The organism is Niastella soli, assembly GCF_017742245.1.
GTDB lineage: Bacteria > Bacteroidota > Bacteroidia > Chitinophagales > Chitinophagaceae > Niastella > Niastella soli.
Map to the genome: position 1 here is coordinate 766,809 of NZ_JAGHKO010000001.1, position 20,359 is coordinate 787,167.

The following is a 20,359-nucleotide window of genomic DNA, read 5'->3' on the forward strand; positions in this document are numbered from 1 at the left end:
TTCTCCTCGGAAAATTCATTTTTGGTGTGACGAATGGAGGAATATGGTGTGATAAATAGTCGAATTCCTGTGATGGTTGTTATTTTCTTCTCATTGCCTCCTCGGAACTACCTCAATTCCTCCCCGAAACACCTCGAATTCCGAGGACCCAAAGAGGAGACAAAGAGGTACCATTGAGGTATCAAAGAGGAGGACGGATATGGATGGTGCTATATCATATCAATCGCTCCACCATAGAAAATTGCTCATCAATAATAAGCACCCCCGGCTTTTTCCCCGGCTCAAAACTTCCTACCACATCATTGATTTCCAGGGCCTTTGCCCCATTGAGGGTTGCCCATTGCAACAGTTCCTTTTTTTCAAGATTGGGGAAATGGCGCTGAAGGGTTTGCAGTTCAGCCAGGACGCTTAATTGGTGATTAGAAGCCAGGCTATCGGTCCCTATCACAATAGCCGCCTTGTATTGCCGTAACAGGTCAATATTGGGCAGGGGATTACCAATGTAGTCATTCGCATTGGGACACACACAAAAGAACAAATTGGCAATTGGCAATTGCCCACTGGCAACATATTCCAGATCATCCTTATTGGTGTTGGTATTATGAACCAGGATCACCGATTGAGTGGGCAGAAAATGAGAAAGATAGGCAGGCAAACTTCCGGTTGACCGGGGTTTATAAAAGGAGATATCAATATTCAGCGCCTGGTATAGCCGGTGAAGATCGCCGGTACCCTTTTCAATAAACTCCCGTTCAGCCCCACTCTCCTGACTATGGATGGTGAGCAGGTGATTACCTGGAAAATGGGTGATCAGTTGAAATAAGGCTGGTGACACCGAATAGGGCGCATGTGGTACAATGCTATTGGACTCCGCAGGGTTGCGGTACAGGCGGGCAAACTGCTCATAAACGGCCCGGGAAGCATCAAACCGCTGCCCCGCCGTTTGCTCTATAAACCCCATTGTTTCAATGAAATTATGGTACAGCAGCCGGCCCTTCTTTTTCTGTTCTACCGTATTAGCAGTATTACAGATGTCTCCAACTGCCACTATGCCGTTTTGCAGCATGCTGTTTTCTGCCTCCTCGATGGCTTTTTGAATGATCTCGCCATCAAAACCCCGTTGTTGTATTACCCGCACCAGAAAATCAACCATGCCGGTCTTTTCGGGAATAATGCCCTTCATATGGCTCAGTTCCAGGTGACAATGGCAGTTTACAAACCCGGGGCTCAAAATTCCGGTAAAAGAGGTTACCCCTTCCCCGGCGGCTGACGCCGGCACAATATCAATTATTTCTCCTTCGGTGCCGGTAATTAGAACGGAATCGTTTGATAACCATTCAGAACCGGTAAATAAATGATCGGCGGTGAACTTTCGGTAATTCATGTAAGCGCTGAAACAATTAACTTTGCAGGTTTTAATATCAGTCGGAAAAACGGGCGGTCCGCTGGTCCGAAAGAAGAGGCAAAAGTAAGCACATTTCTTTCTTCCTTATCGATTGACCGTCGTTTGGGACTGTAACTGGTAAAATAAGTCAAAATTATGTTAGACAAACTGGAAGCCATAAAAGCCAAGTTTGAGGACCTGGGGGTTGCGTTAACCAATCCTGAAATTGTAAGCAATAACAGGAAATTCAGGGCGATGAGCCAGGAATACCGCAGCCTGGAAAAGATCGTGCTTGCTTACGAGGAGTATAAAAAAGTGCTGGGTGACCTGGAAGTATATAAAGAAGCACTGAATGGCGATGATGCCGAATTGCGTGAATTGGCGAAGGAAGAGCTGCCTGCGCTGGATGAAAACAAGACAAAGCTGGAAGCGCACATTCGTCAGTTGCTGATCCCCAAAGATCCACAGGACGAAAAGAACTGTATTCTGGAAATCCGGGCCGGTACTGGTGGCGACGAAGCCAGTTTGTTTGCCGGCGACCTGTTACGCATGTATCTGCGCTATTGTGAGAAGAAAGGCTGGAAAACAGCCGTTCTGAGCGAATCGGAGGGTACCGTAGGGGGGTATAAAGAGGTTCAGCTGGAAGTAACCGGTGAAGATGTATATGGCACCCTGAAATTTGAGAGTGGCGTACACCGGGTACAACGCGTTCCAGATACGGAAACATCGGGCCGGGTACATACCTCCGCCGCTACAGTGGCTGTAATGCCCGAAGCTGAGGAAGTAGACGTTGAAGTAAAAGATAGTGACGTAAAAATGGAAACTGCCCGAAGCGGTGGTGCGGGTGGACAGAACGTGAACAAGGTGGAAACCAAAGTTATCTTAACCCACCTTCCAACCGGTACTGTGGTAATGTGTCAAACCGAACGTACCCAGTTAGGCAACCGCGAAAAAGCGATGCAAATGCTTCGTACCAAATTATATGAAGAAGAGGTACGTAAGCAGGAAGATGAAATTTCAAGACATAGAAAAAGTCTGGTAAGTTCTGGTGACCGAAGCGCCAAGATAAGAACCTATAACTATCCACAAGGCCGTATAACCGATCATAGAATAGGGCTTACCGTTTATAACTTAGACGATGTAATGAATGGCAATGTGCAGGAATTTATTGATGCATTACAATTTGCTGAAAATGCTGAAAAATTAGCTAAACAGAATTAATCGTCCAGGAAACACATTTTAAAAGGCCCCACTGTATCGGGGCCTTTTTATTTACCCTGTATTTCCAAAATGTTACAAGTATAACTTGCTAAACTAATACAACGCTGATATAGCAAGCGTTTCACCACCGGCCCGAAATAGTTCCACACTCCCCGCTTACCAGAATGAAAGTCACAAAAATCACCACAAGTGGGTATTAAGAAAAAGGCATTAAATTTTCATTAATTAACAGCATACTAAACTAGTGTACTACTTGCCGTTATAACGGTATTTATTACCGAAATATAAATGAATGAGTTATAGGCTGCTGAAATTAACGTTCGTTTGGTATGGTTGCGGGAATTTACGTGTGTAGTATCGGCACGTTATTTCTAAAACCACGCGAATGTTAACGTTTTACAAAAAGTCTTAACAGATGTCTGAAATATTGGAAATACGTAGTTCCTTTGCATTAGAAATTTATCGCGCAAGTTCTTTGTTCTCTTAGCAGGTGATCTTTTAATCTTACTTTAACGGGCTCCTCTATACTAATGGCATCCGATTTGCGTTATATAATAAAGTTCTTTTTTAACGACTCACACAAAGCAGTCAATTTTCTCATAAGCAGTTAGTTTTGGTTACGGCCCCTGTTTCTACAGGGGCTATTTTTTTGTATATAACTAACTGATTAACAGAAATTCCCTTCTATCTTACTCTTACAAAAAGGTGATAAACAGCGGCTAATATGGCGCCTGTTGAATCTGCGATGATATCATATCCATCAAAACTGCGATTTGGAATATAATCCCGTTGTAGAAATTCTAACCCAATCCCCAATCCTATACTGAAAAGTGTCAGTAAGACAATAATCTGCTGCCATTTTTGTTTGTCATTACGATGAAAATACATGTTGAAACCCCAAAGCAAAACAATGCCGCCAAATAAAATGGTATGCACCACTTTGTCAATACCCTCTGTAGAAAAAACACCGGCACTGGGGATGGCGGAACCTGGCAGGCACAATAAGATTATGGTTATTACAGTCCAGGCTAAAGGAATGATTTTCCAGGTACAAAGCTTTTTAACAAATCGCATCATATACATATAGAAGGGTAAGATACTTCAAAATAACATACTGGTGGTATACAACTAAACTTTCCCCATTACATACATAGGCCCTTTAGGAGTTGAACTTCCACCCCGCTGTTCGAGGGTGATCGCAAAAAGCTGGGCGCGGGGGATATTTTTCATTTTAACCATCATATGACCATAAGACATATCGAGCATGCCAGCATCAACTGGCTGGTTGTCTACAATGGCCCATAACTGGTATTGTTTGCCGGTTTCAGGCATGGGCAGATTATTTACCATCAGATAAACATCTTTGGAGCGGGTATCCCATAAAACGGTCGCCAGGCTACGGGGGTCTGGGCTTCCATTATTGGGTACGTCCTTACCTTCCATGGTAATCTTTGCCATGTAAGGATTGGTTAACCCTTTGATGGTTTGCTCGTAATTTCCCATGCGGGTTTGCATGGCATTATTATTCTTTGCCAGCTCTGTTTGCTGAGCCAGCAATTGGTCATACCGCTGGCTGTAATCGCGGTATTTGTTGAAGTAATAAATATTCAGCCCTGCACTGGCCACCAGCAATACAACGGCAGCTGCCGCCACATACCGCATAGCCATGGGAACAGGCGAACGCCGGATGGGACGCATTTGCACCACAGGGGTAATGCTATTGCTTTCAGGGACCGTTTCTGCCGCTAATTGTTGCAAAATGTTTTGCCGCAAGGTTACAGGAGGGGCAACAGCCGCCGACAAAGCCTGCTGCTCAAGGGAAAGCTCAAAAGCATCCCGGGCCGCACGAACTTCGGCATGCAGGGTGCACATTTGCTCAAAGGCTGTCCGTTCCGAGTCCTCAGCGAGCCCTAATACATAGCTTTCCACTATGCCACTTGATATGTATTCCTGTATGTTCACTTTAATAACTCTCGTAACTGGATCAATGCATTCCGGATACGCGTCTTTACCGTTCCGAGTGGTATTTTTTCCAACTCGGCAATCTCCTCATGCGTATATCCTTTAAAATAAGCAAGTTCTATTAATATCCGCTGCTCAGCTTTTAATTTTTCTAGCACTTTTCGCAACCCAATCGTATCTACTCCAGGCTGTAATACATCCGTAACCTGTAAGGTATCTACGTTATCCTCAATAGATTGGTTTTTACGGCTATTCTGATATCCCTTCGACCTTAGGGTATCAATGGAGGCATTCCGGGCGATGTTCATCATCCAGGTAAATAAGCGGCCTTTACCCATATCATACTGCTCAATTCTGCGCCAGATGTTTACAAAAACCTCCTGTAACACATCATTGGCCAGCTCGGCGTCGCTTACTATCTGCAATATAATACTGTACAGGGCCGATGCATAGTTATCATACAAGTATGCAAAGGCCTTGTTATCCCTGTTACGTAACAGAGACACCAACTCCTGTTCAGTATATGTTAGTGTAATTCCCAATGTTTTTACCCGGAACTGGCGTAAACAAAAAAAGTGGTCTTAAACCACTTTCAATTTACGTAATAACAACCGCACCGGATTTAATTTATTTATCAGGCACCTACCAGATTTGTATATGCAGCAGCGTCCATCAGGGCCTTTACATCATCCGGATTGTTTACGGTCATTTTAACCATCCAGCCTTCACCATATGGATCGCTGTTAACCACCTCAGGTGAATCACCCAGTGCCGGATTAACTTCGTTAATGGTGCCGGAAACTGGCAGATACAGGTCAGACACTGTTTTAACAGCTTCTACTGTACCAAATACAGCTTCTGCCATCAGGGTTTTGCCAACTGTTTCAATTTCTACATAAACGATATCACCCAGTTCGCGCTGAGCAAAATCGGTAATTCCTATAGTGGCAATGTTGCCTTCCAGTTTAATCCATTCGTGATCTTTAGTGTAGTGCAGATTTTCCGGAAAATTCATGTTTTCAATTTTTGTGCTGCAAGATTAAGAAATTTATGTTAGTCCCAAGGGGCCGGATATTGGAAAGTGCACAATTATATTATGACTGGCTTTCCATTTTTACAATCCGTACTTCTTACATCATTGTCTTTTTATAAGGCTAGCCTTTATGATACGTACATCTTCTATCGGACGGTTCCGGTCGCCAACAGGAACGGCAGCAATGCTATCGATTATATTGAGCCCTTTTATCACTTCGCCAAATACGGTATATTTTGTATCGAGCGAAGGGGAACCGCCAATTGTTTTAAATACCTCCCGATGCGCTTCAGGGATCTTATACCCATTGAGCCTGGCTTCTACCTGGTTCAGGTCTGCATCGTCATAAACCCTTCCCTGCACAATGAAGAACTGGCTGCCATTGCTTTCGCGGGTAGGGTTCACTTCATCTGGCGTACGGGCCGCGGCCAGGGCGCCTTTTTTATGGAACAGATCTGATCTCATTTCAGCTGGAATGGTATAACCGGGACTTCCCCCACCTAATGCTTCACCAGGTTTTGCGGTCTTACTTTTAGGGTCGCCGCCCTGGATCATAAACTGACTCATAACCCGGTGAAACAACAACCCATCGTAAAAATGCTGGTTAACCAGTTTTATAAAATTGTCGCGATGTTTAGGAGTAGAATCCGATAACCTGATAACCATTGTACCTTTGGAGGTTACCAGCTCTATATCTTTATTCAGATCGCCCTTTTTTACCTGGTAAGGATGCTGTTCACCAAAGGATGAAAAGAAAAATAAGGATACGAGGAGTACTAACAGTTTATTCATAAGTAGTGTGATTTAGATCGGAAGCATTAGAATTCCTGCCGATCAAAATACAAAAGAATGTGATCTTTTAAAAAATTCTCCTGTTCTGGAAGGTTCATCACCGGCAGTGCCTTCAATTGCCTGAAATGGGGCCAGCCCTCTTCATCTACCCCTTCCAGTTCGTAATAGCCGCTTTGCGCCAGTAACGAACAGGTAGCAATATGCATCAGGTCCTGCTTTTGTTCTTTGGTAAATTTTGCCTTTATATCCCCAAATTCCTGGATACCTATTAAAAATAAAATAGTTTCCATGTCTGGTTTTTTGTCAAACCGTTCCATCAGCTTTTCTTCCAGCTTCCACCAACGGCTTTGTAAATCGTCTTTTGCCTGCATGATGCAAAGATAGTAACCAATTTTGCTAATTTAGCCTATGATTTGGCACAAAGACAACTATACCATCAACACAGACAAAGCAACACTTTCCCTGGAATACATTCACCAGTACCTTTCTGAGCAATCCTATTGGGCGAAAGGGATCCCCTTGCACACGGTAAAAAGATCAATAGAGAACGCTATTTGTTTTGGTGTTTATAAAGACGCTCAAATGGTGGGTTTTGCCCGGGTAATTACCGACTGCGCCACCTTTGGCTACCTGGCCGATGTTTTTATCGACGAAACCTGCCGTGGCGAGGGCCTTAGCAAGTGGTTAATGGAGGTGATACTTACCCACCCCGATCTGCAGGGTTTACGCCGTTTTATGCTGGCTACCCGCGATGCGCATGGCCTGTATCGACAGTTCGACTTTACCGAACTGGCCAACCCTGAATATATGATGGCAATTGTTAAACAGGATGTATATAAAACAATTAGCTGATCTCCATTACTTGTTACCGGCCTGGCCCGGATTGGCTATTTAACCTATCTTTGCGCAAACCTGATTTCACATGTTACAGATCGCATTTATTCGACAAAACACGGCGCTGGTAAAGGAACGACTGGCTTTAAAAAATTTCAGGGATCTTGCATTGGTAGATGAGATCATCTCCCTGGATGATAACCGGAAAAAGTTGCAGCTTGAATTTGATACTACCCAGTCAAAAGTAAATGCAGCATCCAAAGAGATCGGGCAATTAATGGCAAAGGGACAAAAAGAAGCCGCGGAAACACACAAACAGGAAGTGGCTGCTTTAAAATCAACCTTGCAACCAATAGCCGATCAACTGGCAGAAACAGAAAAAAAACTGCAGGAGCAGATCGTAAAACTGCCTAACCTGCCCTCTGAAAAAGTACCACCCGGCAAAACACCCGAAGATAATATTACCATACGGGAAGGGGGTAACAAACCCACCCTGCATGCAGGTGCTGTTCCGCACTGGGACCTCACCAAAAAATACAACCTCATAGATTTTGAACTGGGTAATAAAATTACCGGCAGTGGCTTTCCCGTGTATATTGGCAAAGGCGCCAAATTGCAACGGGCACTTATCGCCTATTTTTTAGATTATAATACCAATGCCGGTTATAAAGAGTTCATGCCCCCGCTTATGGTAAATGAGGCCTCGGCCTTTGGTACTGGTCAGTTGCCCGATAAAGAAGGACAAATGTATTTTGTTACCGAAGACAATTTTTACCTGATACCTACAGCGGAAGTACCGGTTACCAATATATATCGTGATGAATTATTAAAGGAAACCGAACTGCCCGTTAAAATGACGGCCTACACGCCTTGTTTCCGCCGGGAAGCAGGAAGCTATGGTAAAGACGTACGTGGATTGAACCGCCTGCATCAGTTTGATAAGGTAGAAATTGTACAGATCGTTCACCCCGATAAAAGCTACGACGTGCTGGAAGACATGGTAGCCCATGTGGAAACGTTGCTGCAATCGCTTGAACTGCCTTACCGCATCTTAAAACTATGCGGTGGCGATATGGGTTTTGCATCTGCCCTTACTTATGATTTTGAAGTATACAGCGCCGCACAGCAAAAATGGCTGGAAGTTAGTTCTGTATCAAACTTTGAGGCCTATCAAACCAACCGGATGAAGATCAGGTTTAAAGACGCCAATGGTAAAAATCAACTGGTGCATTCATTAAATGGTAGCTCCCTGGCCCTGCCAAGAATAGTTGCCTGTTTACTGGAAAACCACCAGACCGAGACCGGCATTCAATTACCGGCTGCCCTTCATAGTTATTTTGGCGCATCTCAGATCAACTAAGAACTATATACGAGATTTTCTCTTCTAATTTTCTTAACATAAATCTTTGCTAAAGGAAGTATGCAATAATGCATACTTCCTTTTTGCTTTTCATATTTGCTATACCAAAAACCAAGTAATATGAAGCAAAGATTTTTACTCATTCTCATTTTCGCATGTGCATTTATGGTAAGCACCAAGGCCCAGATCAGCAAAGACGCTGTTTGGGTAGGTGGTAGTATTGGATATAACCAAACCAAATCAGGAACGGATACCCCTTATACAAAAAGCAATAGTTTTCACATCAGTCCGGCAATAGGCTTAGTGGTAAAGGATAATCTTGTGGTAGGTATTTCCTTAACATATGGCCATGGTAAAATAAAAAATAACGGTTCAGAGTTAGAAAACAAGTTTAACGATTATGGAGCCGGTATTTTCGTACGTAAGTATATCCCCATTGTTAACCGGTTATATATATTTGGTGAGGCCAGTGCAAACTACGAAAACATAAAAAGTGAAAGCACCTCAGCATTTGGACAGAATAGCAGAACTAAAGTAGTGACCAAATCGTCGATAGGTTCTCTGGAAGTAATACCAGGAATATCCTTTGCCGTTACAAAAAAATTCCTTTTAGAAACATCTCTTAATAACCTGTTGGGGGTTGCCTATACTAAAACGGAGATAAAAAATACAACGTCTCCTGGTAATACTAAACCAATTATCACTAAAGCTAACCAATTCACAGCCGGAATATCATCCGGAGGTAAAGTCGAATTCAATGTAGGTTTTCGCTTTTTACTCTAATACCCAAGGATAATATATTTCTCACCTTCAGGGGGTTCGCTTAATAGCGGGCCCTTTTTATTTACACCTGCAAAAAGCCGCATTTAACCAGATTGGCGTTCAACATCTTATCAAGCTCATATTAATTTAAAAGAATTCGTTAAACTTTTAACAAATGGGGCGGTCACAGGGCAAATCGTCCCGTAATGATTGTAACACCCCAGTTGAAAAATCAACACCTGCTATGGCGTGCCGGCTTTGGCCCAATGGCTGAAGAATACCTGCAACTGGCAACCGCCACCAACAAATCCTACATTAATTCCCTGTTCAAAGCATCTGCCAAAAGTCCCGAAATGATCGACGTGGCCGACAATGCCCTTAAAGGGTTGGTTATGGGAATTGCGGAAGCGGGTAAACAAAAACAAAATCAGGACGATAACCAAAGGAAAAAGATCCGGCAGCAGTCACGCGAAGACATTAAAAATCTAAACATCACCTGGCTGAACCAGATGGTGAACAGTGATCAACAGTTGCGTGAAAAAATGGCCCTGTTCTGGCATGGGCATTTTGCCAGCCGTAATATTAATATCCTTTACCAACAACAACTGCTGCAGACCATTCGTGAGAACGCCCTGGGCAATTTTGGTGATCTATTGCGCGAAGTAAGCAAGAGCGCATCCATGATCAATTTCCTCAACAACAATCAAAACAAAAAAGGCCACCCCAACGAAAACTTTGCCCGTGAAGTGATGGAGTTGTTCACTATGGGACGGGGAAACTATACCGAGAACGATATTAAGGAAGCAGCCCGGGCCTTCACCGGCTGGGGGGCTAACATAAGCGGTGAATTTGCCTTCAGAAAGTTTCAGCACGACGATGGGCAAAAAACCGTGTTAGGTAAAACCGGCAACTTTACTGGTGACGAAGTATTGAACATTCTGCTGGAACACAAACAAACCGCTACCTATATTACCCGAAAAATATACCGCTATTTCGTGAACGATGTGCCTGATGAGGCTCATATAACGTGGTTAGCTGATCGCTTTTACAATAGCAGCTACGATATTAAAGAATTAATGAAAGACATTTTTACCAGCGATTGGTTCTACGATGCCAAAAACATTGGCTGCCGTATTAAATCGCCGGTTGAACTGATCGTTGGCATTCGCCGTGCCCTCCCTATGAAGTTGGAAAATGAACAGGTACAATTATTATTGCAACGACTACTGGGTCAAACATTGTTTTACCCGCCCAACGTAGCCGGATGGCCCGGTGGTAAAAACTGGATCGACAGTTCATCCCTGATGTTCCGTCTGCGCATTCCGCAATTGATCTATGACAATGATGAAGTAGCCCTCACTCCCAAAGACGATGATGACCAAATGATGGGCATGAAAGATATGGCTGGAAAAGGTATGGGGAAAATGGGCAAAAAAGGAGGACAGGTTATTTCAGCAGCAGTAGATTGGGATACCTATCTGAGTAAGTTTGAAAAAGTTCCGCGGGAAAAATTATTGACAGCTATCTCCGGGATCCTTATACAAGGTGTTGCTCCCCTTGATGAAAAAATATTAAACAAGTACATTGATGCATCAAGCCGGGAAAACTACATAAAGAGTACAACTATTCAATTAATGAGTACTCCGGAATATCAGCTATGTTAAGTTATTTGATCGCATAATAACTAACAAACTCAATAACAAAATAACTCAAGAACTTATTATATGCTTATAAAACGTAAAGACTTTTTACAAATAGGTTCACTGGCTACCGCATCTTTGATGCTGCCTAAATTTTTAAAAGCATTTGAAAAACCTGCCCTGGTCCCACAAGGGAACAAGGTAGTGGTGGTGTTACAATTAAGTGGCGGCAATGATGGTTTAAACACTGTTATACCTGTACGTAACGACATTTATTATAAATCACGCCCTCGTTTGGGCATTACTAAAGAACAGGCTTTACTGGTAACAGATGAAGTAGGTCTGCACCCCGCCTTAACCGGTTTTAAAGACCTGTACAACGACGGTAGTCTGGGTATCTTAAACAGCGTAGGTTATCCCAACCCCGACCGATCGCACTTCAGAAGTATGGACATCTGGCACAGCGCCAGCAATAGTAATGAATATGTATATACTGGCTGGTTAGGTCGCTATCTCGATGCACAGTGTACTGGTTGCGACAAACCTACCCAGGCCCTGGAAATAGATGATGTATTAAGTCTTGCCATGAAAGGTGAACATGTGAAAGGATTGGCTATGAAAGACCCACGCCGGTTATTTGCTACATCGAATGAAAAATATTTTAAAGAAGTAGCTGCCAGTCATACAGTTGATGGCGAGGAAAAACCGGTTGACTATTTATACAAAACAATGGCCGAAACGGTAAGCAGTGCCGATTATATTTTCAAGCAAAGCCGTCTTCACCCCAGCAATACAGTATATCCGAAAACAGATATGGGAAATAGCCTGAAAACAATTGCCAGTCTTATTTTCTCTGATATCAATACCAAAGTATATTATTTATCACTGGGAAGTTTTGATACCCACGTGGGACAGGAAGGTCAGCAAAAAAGATTATTCACGGAGATGAATGATGCCATTGCTGCTTTTGTAAAAGACCTAAAAAGCAATAACCGTTTTCAGGATGTAATGCTGATGACCTTTTCCGAATTTGGACGCCGGGTATCACAAAATGCAAGTGGTGGAACCGATCATGGTACCGCTAATAACATGTTCCTGATAAGTGGAGGGTTGCAGCAAAAAGGAGTATTAAATGCAATGCCCGATCTGGCAGATCTGCAGGAAGGCGATCTTAAATACAAAGTAGATTTCAAAAATGTATACGCAACAATCCTGAATAAATGGCTGCAGGCAGATGATAAAAAGATATTAGGCAGCCAGTATGAATTTTTAAACTTTATTTAGTTGATCAGTCATATAAGTCAAATGAGTCATATTATTAATGGGCTCATTTGACTTACATTTATCCTGACTGATTCAATAATTTTTACTCCCAGCCTTGTTTGGCAATACCGGCTTTAATAGCTTCCAAAGCCTTTGCTTCACCCAATAAGGTGGTTAATTTATTTCCTTTACCATCGTGTCCCTGAGCCATATAAGCACCTTTTGCAGTTTTTGTAATTACCGCATCCTGAATAGGAACACCTTTCTCTTTTGTTTTTACGTTGTATGCAGTGAGTGTAATCTCAGACATAATTTGGTTCATTTACGTGGTTAGTATAATAAAAAAGTTGACATCTAGACTTACAAAATCTTAGCCAGAACATTAAAACAGGGTTTAAATATACGGCTTTTTTATATACCCCTCCTTTTGCATTGATTTAGAATATGTAATAGCAACATTAATTGTAATACAGCAAGTAAAAATCGCCAAACAGATATAGTGAACTTACTAACGGTATAGTCAATATGCTAATATACTTATCTGAGAATGTGCTATAAAAAAAAGTGCTAATGAATACTATTGTATTTCATTAGCACAATATCTAATTATCTCATTAACTAATTATACATCCAGGCGTGCATATTTAGCATGGCTTTCGATGAATTCACGACGAGGCGCTACCTCATCACCCATCAGCATACTAAAGATGCGATCTGCTTCAGCGGCGCTTTCGATGGTAACTCTTTTCAACGTGCGGGAATCGGGATTCATGGTAGTTTCCCACAATTGTTCCGCATTCATTTCACCCAAACCTTTGTATCGTTGAATGCCTACGCTTTCTTCTTTGCCACCGCCCAGTTTTTCAACCAGCGCTTTGCGTTGTTCTTCATTCCATGCGTATGCCGACTCTTTACCTTTTTTAACCAGGTATAATGGTGGTTGTGCAATGTATACATAACCTTGCTCAACCATTTCTTTCATATACCGATAAATGAAAGTAAGGATCAATGTGGCAATGTGACTTCCATCCACATCGGCATCGGTCATAATGATGAGTTTGTGATAACGAAGTTTTGCCAGATTCAGCGCTTTGGGATCTTCAGGTGTACCAACTGTTACCCCCAATGCTGTATACATATTTCGAATTTCCTCATTCTCGTAGATCTTATGCTCCATGGCTTTCTCCACGTTCAGGATCTTACCACGCAGTGGTAAAATGGCCTGGAAGGCACGTTCACGGCCTTGTTTTGCAGTACCACCAGCCGAGTCACCCTCAACCAGGAATAGCTCGCAACGCTCAGGATTCCGATCACTGCAATCTGCCAGTTTACCGGGCAGGCCGCCACCGGTCAATACCGATTTACGTTGCACCAGTTCCCGCGCTTTACGGGCAGCGGCTCTGGCCTGTGCAGCCAGAATAACTTTGGCAATAATGTTTTTAGCTTCCTTGGGGTTTTCTTCCAGGTATGCTTCCAGTACTTTTGAAACGGTTGAATCAACCACGCCACTTACTTCACTGTTACCGAGTTTTGTTTTTGTTTGTCCTTCAAACTGCGGCTCGGGAACTTTTACAGAAATGATAGCGCTTAATCCTTCACGGAAGTCATCGCCTTCAATTTCCACCTTCGCTTTTTCAAACAGGTTCTGGCGATCACCATAGCTTTTGAACACACGGGTTAATGCCCGGCGGAAACCGGTAACGTGTGTACCACCTTCAATGGTGTTAATGTTGTTTACATATGAATAAATATGCTCGCTGTAACTGTCGTTATAGGTCAATGCCACTTCCACCGCAACATTTGTTTCTTCATCTCTTCCTTCAACGTTGATAATGTTGGGTAACAAGGTGCTACGACCGGCATTTTTATCCAGCATTTCAACAAACTCGATAATACCACCTTCGCTGTAAAATGTCTTGGAATAACTTTCGCCGTTATCGTCCTTCTCACGAAGATCGATCAGGGTGATGCGAATACCCCGGTTCAGGTAAGCCAGCTCACGCAAACGGCCTTCCAGGATATCCTTTTTATATACATTGACAGTGAAAATAGTAGTATCGGGCCAGAAGTGGACCAGCGTACCGGTTTTGGAGCTGGCGCCTATTTCGCGCACCTCGTATTGAGGTACCCCAATGCGATATTCCTGTTCGAAGATCTTGTCTTCACGTTGTACGGTAACATGCAGTTTGGAACTGAGTGCATTTACGCAACTCACCCCCACCCCGTGCAAACCGCCAGATACCTTATAGGTATTTTTATCGAATTTACCTCCCGCGTGGAGGATCGTCATTACCATTTCAAGGGCACTCTTTTTCTCCTTGCTGTTGATGCCGGTAGGAATACCCCGGCCATCATCATCTACCGAAACAGAATTATCCTCGTGTATGGTAACCACAATATTTTTACAATAGCCGGCCAGTGCTTCATCGATAGAGTTATCTACTACCTCATACACCAGGTGATGGAGACCTTTCTCACCAATGTCACCAATGTACATCGCAGGACGCTTGCGTACTGCTTCTAAACCTTCTAAAACCTGAATGCTATCTGCTCCGTAACCGTTATTGGCATTAATAGGAATTTCCGTAGTTTCTGTAGCCATAGATTCGTGTGGAATACTCAAAGAAGTTTATAAAAAATTAATCCTGCAAATTTACTGAAAATAAAAGGGTTTAACCTCATTTAAGCCCCCTTTTTATGAACTTTTTTACAAGCCTGAAATCCGCCAACAGCCTGTGTTTTAAGGGATAAAAGCCCAGGTTTTCCACATTATTTAACAATAGTTGATAAGTTCTCCTGATAAGCCGTTTTTTGCCAGTGTATCTTTACTGCACGATATTTGATAGCTTATACAATTTTACCAGGTTATCAATTGGATTATGGACAACCGTAACTACTCCCAAATTACTTTTGAATTCAGCAGTGAAGTGCCCGCAGAACAGGAAAATGAAGCCTCTGTGGGGATTCGGGTAAAGTCATTAAAAATGGAGCCAGAGCCGACTAAAACCCCGGAAATGGAGGGGGAAACCAGCGTGGCAGAATCTGTCACAACGCCGGTTAAAAAGTCGACCCGGGGCCGTAAATCGCTCAAAGCCCTCGATGCCGAGGCCGACCTGGTAAACATTCCTGATGATGAAACCCTTTTCCAACGTCAGTATTATTCAATTGGAGAAGTAGCCGAAATGTTTGGCGTGAACCAGTCATTATTGCGTTTTTGGGAGAATGAATTCGACATTATTCAACCCCGGAAAAACCGGAAAGGTGACCGCCATTTCAGACCAATTGATATCAAGAACCTGGAACTGATCTATGATCTGCTGCGCCGCCGCAAACTCACCATTGAAGGAGCAAAGGATTTCCTGAAGAAAAACTCCAAAGCGAAGGAACATTTTGAAATGATTCAATCCCTGCAATCATTGAAAGGATTTCTACTTGAAATAAAAGCCGCATTGTAGTTCAAAAACTTATTTATGTAATTAATACTCAATGCCTGAGGATAAAAGTTTTTGTTGCACGTAATGAAAAATCAGTAAATTTCATGTAACAATACTGCCTTCTATGTGGAAATACCTGATTATAGCTCTTGCCCTGATTTCTCAGTACCACGCGCATGCACAAACCGCGACTGAACCTTCATTATCTGGTATCTGGTATGTAGTTCGTTGGGAAACCACCGATCGTTTGCTCGATTTCCAGGATACCCTTGCCAGCCTTCGGTATATGGTTGAAAACTATAAGCAAAAAAATAAACTGCCCGGTATTCTCAAAGCCGACAGTATTCGTATAAGACAGGAACTAAGAAAGGTATTATCTTCAGCCCAGGCCATCCGATTTAAACTGGTCTTTAATAAAGACAAATCATTTTTATGGAGTGGAAGCAATGAAAGCAGTCCCCAGTTCAAAGGAACTTACGCATTGAGTCCCAGCAACACTGCCATTGTATTAACCAGTTTCGACGGCCTTTCCAAAGCCTACCGCACCATGTCATTAAAATTGCACTCTTTACAAACCAATCAAATGACAATTGAAATCCCTTCTGAAGATCCGGGTTATAAACAAAGCAAGTTTACATTAATGCGTTTATAGTTCAATTCAACTATACCACCTGTTTGGGTTCTAACCTGCTGCCCTCCTCCCTGGTAGCCAGTTTGATATTCATTTCTCCCATGAGGTTTATCAGCGAGAGATTTACCTGCTGGCGCAGTTCATTAAAATCAGCTACAGGTATAGGCGCAGCAAAAAACTCAACATTAATAATGTAAGCATTTTCCACTATATCAGCGAGGAATACAGTATGGTTTTCCACCTTGTCTTTTCGTTGGGTTAAATAGTTTTTAACCCGTAAAATAAACTGGTTCACTGCATCGTGCGACGTGTCGGCATGCAGCTTTAATTGTACAAAGGCCCTTCGTTGCGTACGTAATGACAAGTTATCGAGTATGCTATCCACCATTTGTTTATTGGGGACTGACACATATGTTTTTTGATCGGTCCTTATTCGGGTACTACGTAACCCGATACGTTCTACTGTACCGGTTATGTCATGCACCTTTACCTGGTCTCCCATGGTAAATGGCCTGTCGAAAAAGATGATAAAGGAAGCGATCAGGTTTTCCAGGCTTTCCCGTGTAGATAACGCAATGGCTGCTGTAGCAATGCTAAGTCCGGTAAGCAGGTTGCTGATGTTATAGTGAAAGGCAAATTTCAGGATCAGTAAAATGCCAAAGATCACCAATACCACCTTAAAGAAATCCTTGAAAAAAACAACCAGCTGATTGTCGGTAGCATCTGCAGTTTGATCTGCCCGGTGATGCAGGATCATTGCAACAAAGTCCATGATCCGCAGCAATAACCATATAAATACAATGATCAATACAATTGTAGCAATGGAATCAATAAACTGCCGCACGCTGAACTTGTAAATATCTACATTCAGAAGTGTCGGAAAGTTAAGTTTATTAAATGCAATTAAGCTCAGCAACACGAGCATGAAAACTTCCAGCGGTGATACTACGAGTTTTATAAATGATGGCTTATCTACACCACGGACCATGCGCTTTACTACGGCAAATAAAACCCCTGCCAGATAGCGTGACAATAATCTTTTGAATAAAAATATCAGCGATAAAGAACAAGCTACGATCAGATAGCTTTTAATAGGATTATCAAGAAAAACCGTATTTAAAAACGCTCCCATTCTAAAATATTCAGTGGCTTTAAACTTTTTCAAAGTTATTAACTTTAAAAAGCTGTTGGTCTATAAAATAGTTATTATCTCTTGAAACAATCAGTGATAAGAAAACACCTCCAGGCGGTTATTACGCAACACATATAAATTTCCGGGCGTGATCTTTATTTTTTGTGCATCCCGCATAGCTACAGGAATGGGGTAGTTTTGCAAATTCAGCGTACCGGATTCATACCGATACAACATATTGGCATCCCGGCCATACATGGCATTGCCAATTACGGTAAAGTCCGTCCAACCCTTTAGTTGGATCCGGTTTTTAAAGGCGCCGTAATAATCGAACATATAAACACCCTTCATTGAATCGTATAGGTAAACCAACCTGTTCTGGTCAACAATAAATTGAGGGGAGGGCGCTGTATCTACTATCATTCTGAAGTCGGTGGTTTGGTCAAGCACCCGGCCATCTTCACCCACTCGTTTCAATTTGCTCTCCAGTTCGTCATACACCCAAATATTGTTATCGTATGATTGGCCTATGGCATTTACCTGAAACAACTGCTGCCTTCTAAGATCTATTGTTGCCCGGGTGTTCAAAAACCGGTCCAACACAACGATGGTACCAAAATCACGGAAGTACAACAATACCCGTAATGGATTGGTAACATCCATCAAATACAATTTTCCATATTGCCGCACATTGTTAAATACGGCAATGGAATCACCCCCGGGGCCCATCTTCTTTATTTGTCCTGTATTATTCAGGATATACAGATTGCCCAGGTTATCAACTGTAAAATCAGTTACCTGCTGGCCGGCCAGTTTATTAAATATAAAAGTGGTATCGGCTGTTTGCGCGCAGGCTGTTTGGCAGCAATACAGTAAAAAAGATAATATGATCAGTATGCGAACCACTAATAGCGAATGATTTTGTTTTCCAGTTCAGGGTACCGGGTAGTAAGTTTTAATTGCTCTCCATCAAAAACCGCATAGGTATAATACCTGATCCAGTCGCCCAGGTTAATATACCGGCTGCCACCTTTTAAAGGAAAATCAATGGGCAGATGCCGGTGCCCGAACACCAGGTAATCGTAATGCTGTTTATTCAGCATTTCCTTACAATAAGTGATCAGCCACTCTCCTTCTTCCCCATAAAACTTATCATCAGCCGAGCCAGTTACATGGCGGCTTCTACGGCTTAGGTAATTGGCCAGCCCCATTCCAATATATGGTGGCAGAATACCAAAAAGCCATTGGCATATTGGGTTACGGAAGATCTTTTTCATCATCTTGTATCCATGATCGCCGGGACCCAGTCCATCGCCATGCCCTACCCAAAATTTTTTATTATTAAACTCAAAAGCCCGGGGCTCAAAGTATACGGGAATATTCAGCTCTTTTTGAAAATAATCTTTCATCCACATATCGTGATTGCCTACAAAGAAATGTACAGGAATACCAGCGTCGGTTATTTCAGCAAGTTTCCCCAGTAAGCGCACATAACCACGCGGCACTACGGTACGGTATTCGTACCAGAAATCGAACATATCACCAACAATAAAAATAACAGCTGCGTCTTTTCGAATCTCTTCTAAAAACTCAACAATTCGCTTTTCCCGCACCAGGCTTGCTGCATGGTCCGGAGAACCCAAATGGAAGTCGGATAAAAAGTATATTTTTTTGTCAGCGTTCATTTTAGTCATCGTGTAACTCCTTTACTGGTCCCCTACTTACCTATTCCCATTTTATATGCCACATAATCGCCCGAGTCAATCCTATGTTCATCAGTGATCGATCTGTTGTACCAATACATCCAGGCAATTACGGTTGAATTTTTGAATAACACATTTACAGGTTCCCTTCTAAATAGCGGTATGCCACCGGGTTCAACCAATAATCCTTCATAATCATCGAGCTGCTCCATTACCCAGTCAAAATCTTCTTTTTGGGCAATGTGGTATAGTTCCCCTGTAATTAAACGATCTTCTGTGCAGGGAATAGCAGCGGGATATTCACCCATATCGAACAACTGGCCCGGCACCGATCCTATTCCATCGAAAATAAAATACCGACTTATATAGGAATACACTGAGTTATGGAACCCACTACGCAGTGATCCGTATACAAATAGCCGGTAAATATTTGATTGCATGAGTGAAATTTCGTGAATCGTCAATCGTGAATAGCTCGAGAGTTCCGGGTATAATGACTGAGCTTGCGCCGTCAACATCCAATGCCGATTGACGGCCTGTCCCGACTTGTCGGGAATTGCCGATTGCCGTTTTTATAGATCAACCAGAAATACGTATACTTCTTTTGGACCATGTATCCCTACTACCAGCGTTTTTTCAATATCAGCTGTGCGGCTGGGGCCTGTCGCAAATGTGATCAATGAAGGAAGATTACCGGAGTATTTCTTCCTGGCATTCGCCAATGCATCTTTAACATCATACACCAGTTGACTGGTATGGGCAATGCAAATGTGCACAGGCGCATATACACTAACCGTACGGCCACTTTCCTGGGCGGCCGACATAACAATACTACCGGTACGAGCTACCAGCCATTCACAGGTTGTGATAGCAGTATCGCACGAAGCCAGATCGTTGTGAGAATAGTTGTTGAACTGATTATCTGCGAGAGCTTTCCGTAAACCTTCTTCTTTACAAAAGACTTTATCCCATTTGTTAGTGGCAACCACCTGGTTAAGCTTAGTAGCCAGTTCTTTATAGTTTTCGCAAAAAACAAATTTGCCCTGGAGTTTGGTGAAGCGCTCGGCAAATTCTAAACCCAGGTCTTGTTGAGATGGATGATAAACGGAACTGGTACCTTCACTTTGTGGAAAAGGGAGAGGCGTTGAACTAGTCAACGCCTTCCTTATCTTTTTTAAAATATTTTCCTTCGCTGAAGAAACGTTCAT

General features: G+C 42.7%; 22 protein-coding genes. 8 read left to right on the forward strand and 14 right to left on the reverse strand.

Annotation, left to right across the window (positions count from 1 at the left end; all coding sequences use genetic code 11):
• Nucleotides 1-214: 214 nt before the first annotated feature.
• Nucleotides 215-1,384, reverse strand: coding sequence for an amidohydrolase family protein (locus J7I42_RS02885; RefSeq protein ID WP_209137266.1), 1,170 nt, complete (start codon nucleotides 1,382-1,384; stop codon nucleotides 215-217).
• Nucleotides 1,385-1,540: 156 nt separating this feature from the next.
• On the opposite strand from J7I42_RS02885, the gene prfA reads away from it, so the two are divergent.
• Nucleotides 1,541-2,605, forward strand: a complete 1,065-nt coding sequence (gene prfA / locus J7I42_RS02890) for a peptide chain release factor 1 (RefSeq protein WP_209137267.1) — start codon at nucleotides 1,541-1,543, stop codon at nucleotides 2,603-2,605.
• Between the two features lie 684 nt (nucleotides 2,606-3,289).
• Here the strand turns inward: prfA and J7I42_RS02895 are convergent.
• The 6 genes from J7I42_RS02895 to J7I42_RS02920 form a co-directional block, all read right to left on the reverse strand.
• Complete coding sequence (locus J7I42_RS02895) at nucleotides 3,290-3,682, reverse strand: VanZ family protein (RefSeq protein WP_209137268.1); 393 nt, start codon at nucleotides 3,680-3,682, stop codon at nucleotides 3,290-3,292.
• A 51-nt stretch (nucleotides 3,683-3,733) separates the two neighbouring features.
• Nucleotides 3,734-4,534 carry an anti-sigma factor gene (locus J7I42_RS02900; protein ID WP_209137269.1) on the reverse strand — a complete coding sequence of 267 codons (801 nt, stop codon included), beginning with the start codon at nucleotides 4,532-4,534 and terminating at the stop codon, nucleotides 3,734-3,736.
• Between the two features lie 29 nt (nucleotides 4,535-4,563).
• Nucleotides 4,564-5,109, reverse strand: coding sequence for an RNA polymerase sigma factor (locus J7I42_RS02905; protein ID WP_209137270.1), 546 nt, complete (start codon nucleotides 5,107-5,109; stop codon nucleotides 4,564-4,566).
• A 92-nt stretch (nucleotides 5,110-5,201) separates the two neighbouring features.
• The gene (gene gcvH / locus J7I42_RS02910; protein WP_209137271.1) at nucleotides 5,202-5,582 is read right to left on the reverse strand and encodes a glycine cleavage system protein GcvH; all 381 of its coding nucleotides are present in this window, start codon (nucleotides 5,580-5,582) and stop codon (nucleotides 5,202-5,204) included.
• A gap of 120 nt (nucleotides 5,583-5,702) precedes the next feature.
• A complete protein-coding gene (locus J7I42_RS02915) occupies nucleotides 5,703-6,392 on the reverse strand; it encodes a peptidylprolyl isomerase (RefSeq protein WP_209137272.1) in 690 nt (229 codons plus the stop codon).
• A gap of 26 nt (nucleotides 6,393-6,418) precedes the next feature.
• Complete coding sequence (locus tag J7I42_RS02920; protein WP_209137273.1) at nucleotides 6,419-6,763, reverse strand: hypothetical protein; 345 nt, start codon at nucleotides 6,761-6,763, stop codon at nucleotides 6,419-6,421.
• A gap of 37 nt (nucleotides 6,764-6,800) precedes the next feature.
• Here J7I42_RS02920 and J7I42_RS02925 point away from each other — a divergent pair, with 37 nt between their 5' ends.
• The 5 genes from J7I42_RS02925 to J7I42_RS02945 all read left to right on the forward strand — a co-directional run bounded on the left by J7I42_RS02925 (nucleotide 6,801) and on the right by J7I42_RS02945 (nucleotide 12,272).
• Nucleotides 6,801-7,244, forward strand: coding sequence for a GNAT family N-acetyltransferase (locus J7I42_RS02925; protein WP_209137274.1), 444 nt, complete (start codon nucleotides 6,801-6,803; stop codon nucleotides 7,242-7,244).
• A gap of 70 nt (nucleotides 7,245-7,314) precedes the next feature.
• Nucleotides 7,315-8,586 carry a serine--tRNA ligase gene (serS, locus tag J7I42_RS02930; protein ID WP_209137275.1) on the forward strand — a complete coding sequence of 424 codons (1,272 nt, stop codon included), beginning with the start codon at nucleotides 7,315-7,317 and terminating at the stop codon, nucleotides 8,584-8,586.
• A gap of 120 nt (nucleotides 8,587-8,706) precedes the next feature.
• Nucleotides 8,707-9,369 (forward strand): autotransporter outer membrane beta-barrel domain-containing protein, encoded by a 663-nt coding sequence (locus J7I42_RS02935; RefSeq protein ID WP_209137276.1) that lies wholly within the window; start codon nucleotides 8,707-8,709, stop codon nucleotides 9,367-9,369.
• A gap of 185 nt (nucleotides 9,370-9,554) precedes the next feature.
• Complete coding sequence (locus J7I42_RS02940; RefSeq protein WP_209137277.1) at nucleotides 9,555-11,012, forward strand: DUF1800 domain-containing protein; 1,458 nt, start codon at nucleotides 9,555-9,557, stop codon at nucleotides 11,010-11,012.
• A 60-nt stretch (nucleotides 11,013-11,072) separates the two neighbouring features.
• The gene (locus J7I42_RS02945; protein ID WP_209137278.1) at nucleotides 11,073-12,272 is read left to right on the forward strand and encodes a DUF1501 domain-containing protein; all 1,200 of its coding nucleotides are present in this window, start codon (nucleotides 11,073-11,075) and stop codon (nucleotides 12,270-12,272) included.
• Between the two features lie 82 nt (nucleotides 12,273-12,354).
• Here the strand turns inward: J7I42_RS02945 and J7I42_RS02950 are convergent, their stop codons facing one another.
• Together J7I42_RS02950 and gyrB are read right to left on the reverse strand one after the other, a co-directional pair.
• Nucleotides 12,355-12,561, reverse strand: a complete 207-nt coding sequence (locus J7I42_RS02950; RefSeq protein ID WP_014221898.1) for a hypothetical protein — start codon at nucleotides 12,559-12,561, stop codon at nucleotides 12,355-12,357.
• A gap of 312 nt (nucleotides 12,562-12,873) precedes the next feature.
• The gene (gene gyrB, locus J7I42_RS02955) at nucleotides 12,874-14,853 is read right to left on the reverse strand and encodes a DNA topoisomerase (ATP-hydrolyzing) subunit B (RefSeq protein ID WP_209137279.1); all 1,980 of its coding nucleotides are present in this window, start codon (nucleotides 14,851-14,853) and stop codon (nucleotides 12,874-12,876) included.
• A gap of 277 nt (nucleotides 14,854-15,130) precedes the next feature.
• On the opposite strand from gyrB, the gene J7I42_RS02960 reads away from it, so the two are divergent.
• Nucleotides 15,131-15,706: a MerR family transcriptional regulator gene (locus J7I42_RS02960; protein ID WP_236065385.1), complete on the forward strand. Its 576-nt coding sequence runs from the start codon at nucleotides 15,131-15,133 to the stop codon at nucleotides 15,704-15,706.
• 103 nt (nucleotides 15,707-15,809) lie between these two features.
• Nucleotides 15,810-16,337 carry a hypothetical protein gene (locus tag J7I42_RS02965; protein ID WP_209137280.1) on the forward strand — a complete coding sequence of 176 codons (528 nt, stop codon included), beginning with the start codon at nucleotides 15,810-15,812 and terminating at the stop codon, nucleotides 16,335-16,337.
• 10 nt (nucleotides 16,338-16,347) lie between these two features.
• Here J7I42_RS02965 and J7I42_RS02970 read toward each other — a convergent pair whose 3' ends face one another.
• From J7I42_RS02970 to J7I42_RS02990, 5 genes are all read right to left on the reverse strand, one after another.
• Nucleotides 16,348-17,481 (reverse strand): mechanosensitive ion channel family protein, encoded by a 1,134-nt coding sequence (locus J7I42_RS02970; protein ID WP_209137281.1) that lies wholly within the window; start codon nucleotides 17,479-17,481, stop codon nucleotides 16,348-16,350.
• 57 nt (nucleotides 17,482-17,538) lie between these two features.
• The gene (locus tag J7I42_RS02975) at nucleotides 17,539-18,354 is read right to left on the reverse strand and encodes a hypothetical protein (RefSeq protein ID WP_209137282.1); all 816 of its coding nucleotides are present in this window, start codon (nucleotides 18,352-18,354) and stop codon (nucleotides 17,539-17,541) included.
• Nucleotides 18,354-19,133: a UDP-2,3-diacylglucosamine diphosphatase gene (locus J7I42_RS02980; protein WP_209137283.1), complete on the reverse strand. Its 780-nt coding sequence runs from the start codon at nucleotides 19,131-19,133 to the stop codon at nucleotides 18,354-18,356. Before J7I42_RS02980 ends, J7I42_RS02975 begins: the two co-directional genes overlap by 1 nt.
• Before the next feature lie 32 nt (nucleotides 19,134-19,165).
• Nucleotides 19,166-19,591 (reverse strand): gamma-glutamylcyclotransferase family protein, encoded by a 426-nt coding sequence (locus J7I42_RS02985; protein WP_209137284.1) that lies wholly within the window; start codon nucleotides 19,589-19,591, stop codon nucleotides 19,166-19,168.
• 132 nt (nucleotides 19,592-19,723) lie between these two features.
• Nucleotides 19,724-20,359 carry a LutC/YkgG family protein gene (locus J7I42_RS02990; RefSeq protein WP_209137285.1) on the reverse strand — a complete coding sequence of 212 codons (636 nt, stop codon included), beginning with the start codon at nucleotides 20,357-20,359 and terminating at the stop codon, nucleotides 19,724-19,726.

What these genes read in the sequence shown, in the direction of transcription:
- J7I42_RS02885 (WP_209137266.1), bottom strand. Translation starts at nt 1,384, where the DNA reads ATGAATTACCGAAAGTTCACCGCCGATCATTTATTTACCGGTTCTGAA.
- prfA (WP_209137267.1), top strand. Translation starts at nt 1,541, where the DNA reads ATGTTAGACAAACTGGAAGCCATAAAAGCCAAGTTTGAGGACCTGGGG.
- J7I42_RS02895 (WP_209137268.1), bottom strand. Translation starts at nt 3,682, where the DNA reads ATGATGCGATTTGTTAAAAAGCTTTGTACCTGGAAAATCATTCCTTTA.
- gcvH (WP_209137271.1), bottom strand. Translation starts at nt 5,582, where the DNA reads ATGAATTTTCCGGAAAATCTGCACTACACTAAAGATCACGAATGGATT.
- J7I42_RS02915 (WP_209137272.1), bottom strand. Translation starts at nt 6,392, where the DNA reads ATGAATAAACTGTTAGTACTCCTCGTATCCTTATTTTTCTTTTCATCC.
- J7I42_RS02920 (WP_209137273.1), bottom strand. Translation starts at nt 6,763, where the DNA reads ATGCAGGCAAAAGACGATTTACAAAGCCGTTGGTGGAAGCTGGAAGAA.
- J7I42_RS02925 (WP_209137274.1), top strand. Translation starts at nt 6,801, where the DNA reads ATGATTTGGCACAAAGACAACTATACCATCAACACAGACAAAGCAACA.
- serS (WP_209137275.1), top strand. Translation starts at nt 7,315, where the DNA reads ATGTTACAGATCGCATTTATTCGACAAAACACGGCGCTGGTAAAGGAA.
- J7I42_RS02935 (WP_209137276.1), top strand. Translation starts at nt 8,707, where the DNA reads ATGAAGCAAAGATTTTTACTCATTCTCATTTTCGCATGTGCATTTATG.
- J7I42_RS02940 (WP_209137277.1), top strand. Translation starts at nt 9,555, where the DNA reads ATGATTGTAACACCCCAGTTGAAAAATCAACACCTGCTATGGCGTGCC.
- J7I42_RS02945 (WP_209137278.1), top strand. Translation starts at nt 11,073, where the DNA reads ATGCTTATAAAACGTAAAGACTTTTTACAAATAGGTTCACTGGCTACC.
- J7I42_RS02950 (WP_014221898.1), bottom strand. Translation starts at nt 12,561, where the DNA reads ATGTCTGAGATTACACTCACTGCATACAACGTAAAAACAAAAGAGAAA.
- gyrB (WP_209137279.1), bottom strand. Translation starts at nt 14,853, where the DNA reads ATGGCTACAGAAACTACGGAAATTCCTATTAATGCCAATAACGGTTAC.
- J7I42_RS02960 (WP_236065385.1), top strand. Translation starts at nt 15,131, where the DNA reads ATGGACAACCGTAACTACTCCCAAATTACTTTTGAATTCAGCAGTGAA.
- J7I42_RS02965 (WP_209137280.1), top strand. Translation starts at nt 15,810, where the DNA reads ATGTGGAAATACCTGATTATAGCTCTTGCCCTGATTTCTCAGTACCAC.
- J7I42_RS02980 (WP_209137283.1), bottom strand. Translation starts at nt 19,133, where the DNA reads ATGAACGCTGACAAAAAAATATACTTTTTATCCGACTTCCATTTGGGT.
- J7I42_RS02985 (WP_209137284.1), bottom strand. Translation starts at nt 19,591, where the DNA reads ATGCAATCAAATATTTACCGGCTATTTGTATACGGATCACTGCGTAGT.
- J7I42_RS02990 (WP_209137285.1), bottom strand. Translation starts at nt 20,359, where the DNA reads ATGAACGTTTCTTCAGCGAAGGAAAATATTTTAAAAAAGATAAGGAAG.